Source organism: Escherichia sp. TW14182 (assembly GCF_000208525.1).
In the GTDB taxonomy this organism is placed as follows: domain Bacteria; phylum Pseudomonadota; class Gammaproteobacteria; order Enterobacterales; family Enterobacteriaceae; genus Escherichia; species Escherichia ruysiae.
The window spans coordinates 21,656-27,655 of the sequence record NZ_AEJZ01000048.1; the positions used below are offsets into that span (position 1 = coordinate 21,656).

At 53.4% G+C, this 6,000-nt stretch carries 5 protein-coding genes; all 5 read right to left on the reverse strand.

What is annotated here, in order from left to right; all coding sequences use genetic code 11:
• Positions 1-16: 16 nt before the first annotated feature.
• Positions 17-355 (reverse strand): nitrogen regulatory protein P-II, encoded by a 339-nt coding sequence (gene glnB / locus EQY_RS0104775; RefSeq protein WP_000717694.1) that lies wholly within the window; start codon positions 353-355, stop codon positions 17-19.
• A 60-nt stretch (positions 356-415) separates the two neighbouring features.
• Entirely contained in the window at positions 416-1,750 is a 1,335-nt protein-coding gene (glrR, locus tag EQY_RS0104780) for a two-component system response regulator GlrR (protein ID WP_000018522.1), read from the reverse strand.
• Positions 1,740-2,453: a two-component system QseEF-associated lipoprotein QseG gene (qseG, locus tag EQY_RS0104785; RefSeq protein ID WP_024212404.1), complete on the reverse strand. Its 714-nt coding sequence runs from the start codon at positions 2,451-2,453 to the stop codon at positions 1,740-1,742. The genes glrR and qseG overlap by 11 nt, the downstream gene beginning before the upstream one ends.
• Positions 2,454-2,617: 164 nt before the next feature.
• Positions 2,618-4,045, reverse strand: a complete 1,428-nt coding sequence (gene qseE, locus EQY_RS0104790; protein WP_024212405.1) for a two component system sensor histidine kinase QseE/GlrK — start codon at positions 4,043-4,045, stop codon at positions 2,618-2,620.
• A gap of 650 nt (positions 4,046-4,695) precedes the next feature.
• The coding region (locus EQY_RS0104795) for a phosphoribosylformylglycinamidine synthase subunit PurQ (protein ID WP_000302553.1) at positions 4,696-6,000 on the reverse strand (1,305 nt) is incomplete at its 5' end.

Here is a 6,000-nt window from a genome sequence, read left to right on the forward strand (position 1 = left end):
GCAACCCTGACGCGGTTTAAATCGCCGCGTCGTCCTCTTCACCGGTACGGATACGAATAACCCGTGCCACGTCAAAGACGAAAATTTTACCGTCACCGATTTTGCCGGTTTGCGCAGTGCGAATAATGGTATCTACACAGGTATCGACAATGTCGTCTGGTACGACAATCTCAATTTTCACCTTCGGCAGAAAATCCACCATATATTCCGCGCCGCGATACAGCTCGGTATGGCCTTTCTGGCGGCCAAAACCTTTCACCTCGGTGACCGTCATGCCGGTAATGCCGACTTCAGCCAGTGCCTCGCGGACATCGTCCAGCTTGAAGGGTTTAATAATCGCATCAATCTTTTTCATGCTATTCCTTGAAAAGGTCGCCTGTCTTCTGATCTGCTAAACGTAACACATTACGCCGATTCATTCCTTGAAATCGTTTGCATCCAGCTCGTGTCGGGAAAGCAGTTTATAAAATTCTGTCCGGTTGCGCCCCGCCATTCTCGCCGCGTGGGTGACGTTGCCTTTAGTGATTTGCAGCAGCTTGCGCAAATAGTTGAGTTCAAACTGATTACGCGCCTCAACAAAGGTGGGCAGCGCCGTGTTTTCGCCCTCCAGCGCCTGTTCCACCAGCGCATCACTAATTACCGGGGATGAGGTCAGCGCCACGCACTGTTCAATCACGTTGACCAACTGACGCACATTGCCTGGCCAGCTCGCGGTCATCAGGCGTTTCATTGCATCAGTGGAGAACGCGCGGACAAACGGTTTATGTCGCTCTGCCGCCTGGCGCAACAAGTGATTTGCCAGTAGCGGAATATCTTCCGTGCGCTCCGCCAGTGCCGGAATTTTCAGGCTGACAACGTTGAGGCGGTAATAGAGATCTTCGCGGAACTCCCCGCGCGCCATCGCTTTTGGCAGGTCGCGGTGAGTGGCGGAAATAATCCGCACGTCAATATCAATATCGCGGTTGCTGCCCAGCGGGCGTACTTTGCGCTCCTGCAACACGCGCAGCAGTTTGACCTGCAAAGGCGCGGGCATATCGCCAATCTCATCGAGAAATAACGTACCGCCTTCCGCCGCCTGGAATAAGCCCTCGCGATTGCTGACAGCGCCGGTAAACGCGCCGCGTGCATGACCAAACAGCTCCGACTCCAGCAACTGCTCGGGCAATGCGCCACAGTTAATAGCAATAAATGGTTTGCTGTTGCGCGGGCTGGCGTTGTGGATAGCCTGGGCGAAAATCTCTTTCCCGGTGCCGCTCTGACCGTTAATCAAAACGCTAACATCTGATTGCGCCACCAGCCGCGCCTGTTCCAGCAAACGCAACATCAGTGGACTGCGGGTAACAATCGCCTCACTCCAGCGTTCGTCTGTGGCTGGCGCGGATTGTTCCAGTGCATCGTCAATTGCCTGATACAACGCGTCTTTATCAACAGGTTTGGTGAGGAAACTGAACACGCCCTGCTGTGTCGCGGCAACGGCATCGGGAATGGAACCATGCGCGGTAAGAATAATTACTGGCATTCCCGGCTGCACTTTCTGGATTTCAGCAAACAGTTGCATACCGTCCATTTCATCCATCCGCAGGTCGCTGATGACTAAATCTACTTTTTCGCGATTCAGTACCCGTAATCCTTCAGCGCCACTTTCCGCCGTGACCACGCTGTAGCCTTCGCTGGTCAAGCGCAGGCCAAGCAGTTTCAGCAATCCCGGATCGTCATCGACCAATAATAAATGCGCAGGTTTATGGCTCATCAGGGGTGACCTCACTGGTAGATGGTGCGGGCGTTTCGCTCTCGTGCGGTGTGTCCGGCGCGAAATTTCCGGCCGGTTTGCGGGTCGAGAGCTGACGTTCAATATCGGTCAGGTTTTCCAGCTTGCGAGTGGTGAGTTCCAGTTGTTGCTGTAGAAAGTGATGCTGCTGGCGCAAGGTATCCAGTTCGCTGTCGCTGGACTGCTGGAGTTTACTGTAGCGTTGACGCTCTTGTGCCAGTTGCAATTGTAACGCCTGATCGTCGCGCCAGAGTTGATACAGCGGGCGAACCTGCGCCGGGATCTCAGTACTTAACGCGTCTATGCGCGCGACCATCTGGCGACGCTCATACGGCGTAATTTTAGCGTCGGCGAGCAAAATCCCCTGTTTAAAGGTATTTTGCCAGCTGCCATCGCCATACTTACGGGCTTGCTGGCGCGACTGCGCTGGCATTAAACGGTTGGCGCAATCCATCGCCCGTAGCCAGTAAAGAGGATTAGTTTCGGTTGATTTACCTTGCAGCGCCCAGATGTCGCTACATTCGGTAGAAAGATAATCAGCCAGTTGATAAACCGGAATTTTTTCTTGTGCTGACGTATCTATGGCTGGCTTATCGTGACTCTGCACACAACCCAGCAACGCCAGACAAGGCAACCCCGCCAGCCACAGCCGTCGGGGCAATAATCGTTGAAAAATGTGTCGCATATTCACCAGACTTAGAGCCTTTCCCAGTAGGCGTAATCGTTGCAGGCAGTTTGGACACGGACAGCGCGGAGAAACCGGAGCGTACACGTAGTACGTGAGGATTTCGAGCACCGCCCGGAGCCAAACTGGCAAATAAAATAGCCTGATGGGATAGGCTCTTAACATTATTTCGTGTTTTTCGACGACGGTAATTCAATGCGGAAACAAACATCTTGCCCGCTCTCGTCGACCAGATACAGTTCCCCCTGCATACGGCGAATACAATCCCTGGCAATGCTTAATCCCAGACCGCTGCCCTTCACCGCCCCTTTTCGCTGGTGGCTTCCCTGAAAAAAGGGTTCGAAGATCATGGCGCGCTCCTCTTGCGGAATGGGCGTGCCTGTATTGATGACATCAATATAAACCCGCGCACCATGTAAACTACTGCGAAGGCAAATGTTACCGGATTCAGCCCCGTAGTGCACCGCATTGGAGTAAAGATTATCCAGTACGCTCATCAGCAACATTGGCGCCGCCAGGCAAGTTGTTGCTTTGAGATCGACGTCGGTATGCATCATTTTAGCCCGTGCTGGCAAGCTGTGAGCGGAAACCACCATCTCTACCAGCGGTGCCAGCTCTACGTTCTCCAGCTCCACCGCGCCGTCCGCCTGTTTACGGTTGTAATCAAGCAGTTGTTCGATCAGTTTTTGCAAATTGCGGCTACTGCTATCAAGAATGCTCACCACCTCTTTTTGCTCTGGCGTAAGCGGCCCGACAACCTGGTCAGCCAGTAATTCCGTGCCCTCGCGCATACTCGCCAGCGGCGTTTTTAATTCATGAGATAAATGACGTAAGAACTGGTGCCGCTGGGATTCCAGCCATGACAGGCGCTCGCTTAACCAAAGAATACGTTGCCCAACCGAGCGTAATTCACTCGGTCCACTGAACGAAACGCTATTGCCCAGTGAGCGCCCCTCCCCCAGACGGTTGATCATCCGTTCAATATTTTTCACCGGGCCGATAATCATCCGCGTGAAAAGCAACACCATCACCAGACTCACCAGAAATAGCACCAGCGACTGCCAACCAAAATATTGCCCACGTTCGGCGATTTCGCGTTGTAACTGCTGCCCGCGAGAGAACACCACAGTGCGAGTGGCTTGTACCATTTCGGTATTGGCATTGGCGAAGGCTTCCAGACGCGCGGCGGCGGCAGCATCAGGACCGCTGTTGTTACACTGAAGTTGAGCCAGATTATTCAAATCCTGACGCAATGCCTGGTAAAGTTTATCGTCCGGCAGCACACCTGCGTGGGCATCGAGCATTTCGCTGTAACGCTTGCGCTGGCTTTGATAAACCTTCGCAAGCGTAGGGTCGTCCAGCACGCAATACTGACGGTAGCTACGCTCCATCTCCAGCGCCGCGTTGGTCATCGCTTCACTGCGCCGGGCATCGATAAGCGTAGTGCGGTTAACCAGCGCCGCCTGATCGCTAAGCGCATTCAGGCTTTGCCAGGCTTGCCATGCCAGTACCAACAGAGGGAGCAAAATGAGCAAGAATGCCAGCATTACCAGTTGTCGTAATGAGCGGGGAAAAACGGGCCAGCGTTTCAAGGTGTTACTCTCGTCAGACGCGAATAGAGTGATGCTAACCGAGGGGACGTTCAGATACAACAAAGCCGGGAATTACCCGGCTTTGTTGTGGAATAAGGCGGTGCCTAACTCGACGTTTCGCCCGATGGTTGATATAGCTAAGCTGATATCAGAAGTTGGACGGCAGGCACCTTGTTGTGCGTCATTCTAATTTTATGTAGCACGTCCCGAAGGGGCTGACATAAGCGGATGAATGAGCCACTGGTTATTATTATGCAGTAACTGTGCCAATAAATAAAATGGTTTGATAACGTACTGATAAAGCGTGAGTTTGATGGATTAATGGCTGCCCCACTGTTTGGCTATAAATCAGCCACTGTGTCGCTTAAAAGAGACATCTGAAGCTAAAATTATTCGTTTTAAATTAAATCAATAAGTTAAGTGTCACCTATAAGCGACACGATAACTCACACATTGTCGTGATTTACAGACACAAAAAAGCTCCCGGAGCTGGGAGCTTATAACTGTTAGCTAAGTGGTTGTGTAATGCCGGATGCGGCGTAAACGCTTTATCCGGCCTACAAAATCTTGCGAATTCAATATATTGCAAAACTAACCGAGCCAACCAGGTAAGCATAGCGCATCAGGCGATGCGCATATTGCCCGATACCTTAACCCAACTGCTTACGTGCATTGCGGAAAATGCGCATCCATGGGCCATCCTCGCCCCAGTTTTCCGGATGCCAGGAGTTGCTGACAGTACGGAAAACACGTTCCGGGTGCGGCATCATAATGGTGACTCGACCGCTTTCAGTCGTGACCGCCGTAATACCGTTCGGAGAACCGTTCGGGTTAGCCGGGTAGGTTTCAGTGACTTTGCCGAAGTTATCGACATAGCGCAGTGCCACCAGCCCTTTGCTTTCCAGTGCCGCCAGATGCGCCGCATCACGCACTTCCACGCGCCCTTCACCATGAGAGACAGCAATCGGCATTTGCGAGCCCACCATCCCCTGCAACAGCAGCGACGGGCTTTGGGTCACTTCAACCAGGCTGAAACGCGCTTCAAAGCGATCGGAGGTATTGCGCACAAAACGTGGCCACAACTCACTACCTGGGATCAGTTCACGCAGATTAGACATCATCTGGCAACCGTTACATACCCCCAGCGCCAGCGTTTGCGGACGGTGGAAGAAGGTTGCAAACTCATCGCGTACACGGTCATTGAACAGGATAGACTTCGCCCAACCTTCACCGGCACCCAGCACATCACCGTAGGAGAAACCACCGCACGCGACCAGGGCGTGGAAATCCTCCAGTCCCGTGCGTCCAGTCAGCAGGTCGCTCATATGCACGTCGATAGCATCAAAGCCCGCACGGTGGAAAGCTGCCGCCATTTCAACATGCGAGTTCACGCCCTGCTCACGCAGTACGGCAACTTTCGGACGTGCGCCAGTGGCAATATACGGTGCTGCCACATCTTCGTTGATATCGAACGACAGTTTTACATTCAGGCCCGGATCGGCGTCGTTAGATTTCGCCTGATGCTCCTGATCGGCACACTCCGGGTTGTCACGCAGGCGCTGCATCTGCCAGGTAGTTTCTGCCCACCAGACACGCAACGTAGTGCGGCTTTCGCTGAATACAGTCTGCCCGTTGGCGGTAATCACAAAACGGTCACCGGAAACCGCCTGCCCAACATAATGGACGCAATCAGCAAGCCCATGCTGTGCCAGTACGGACTCGACCGCTTCACGGTCAGCGGCACGAACCTGAATCACCGCACCCAGTTCTTCGTTAAACAACGCCGCCAGGCGATCGTCACCCAGAGTGGCGATATCCGCGTCAATGCCACAATGACCAGCAAAGGACATTTCCGCCAGCGTTACCAGCAGGCCGCCATCAGAGCGGTCGTGATACGCCAGCAGCTTACGCTGTGCAACCAGCGCCTGAATCGCGTCATAGAAGCCTTTCAGTTG

What these genes read in the sequence shown, in the direction of transcription:
- qseG (WP_024212404.1), bottom strand. Translation starts at nt 2,453, where the DNA reads ATGCGACACATTTTTCAACGATTATTGCCCCGACGGCTGTGGCTGGCG.
- glrR (WP_000018522.1), bottom strand. Translation starts at nt 1,750, where the DNA reads ATGAGCCATAAACCTGCGCATTTATTATTGGTCGATGACGATCCGGGA.
- glnB (WP_000717694.1), bottom strand. Translation starts at nt 355, where the DNA reads ATGAAAAAGATTGATGCGATTATTAAACCCTTCAAGCTGGACGATGTC.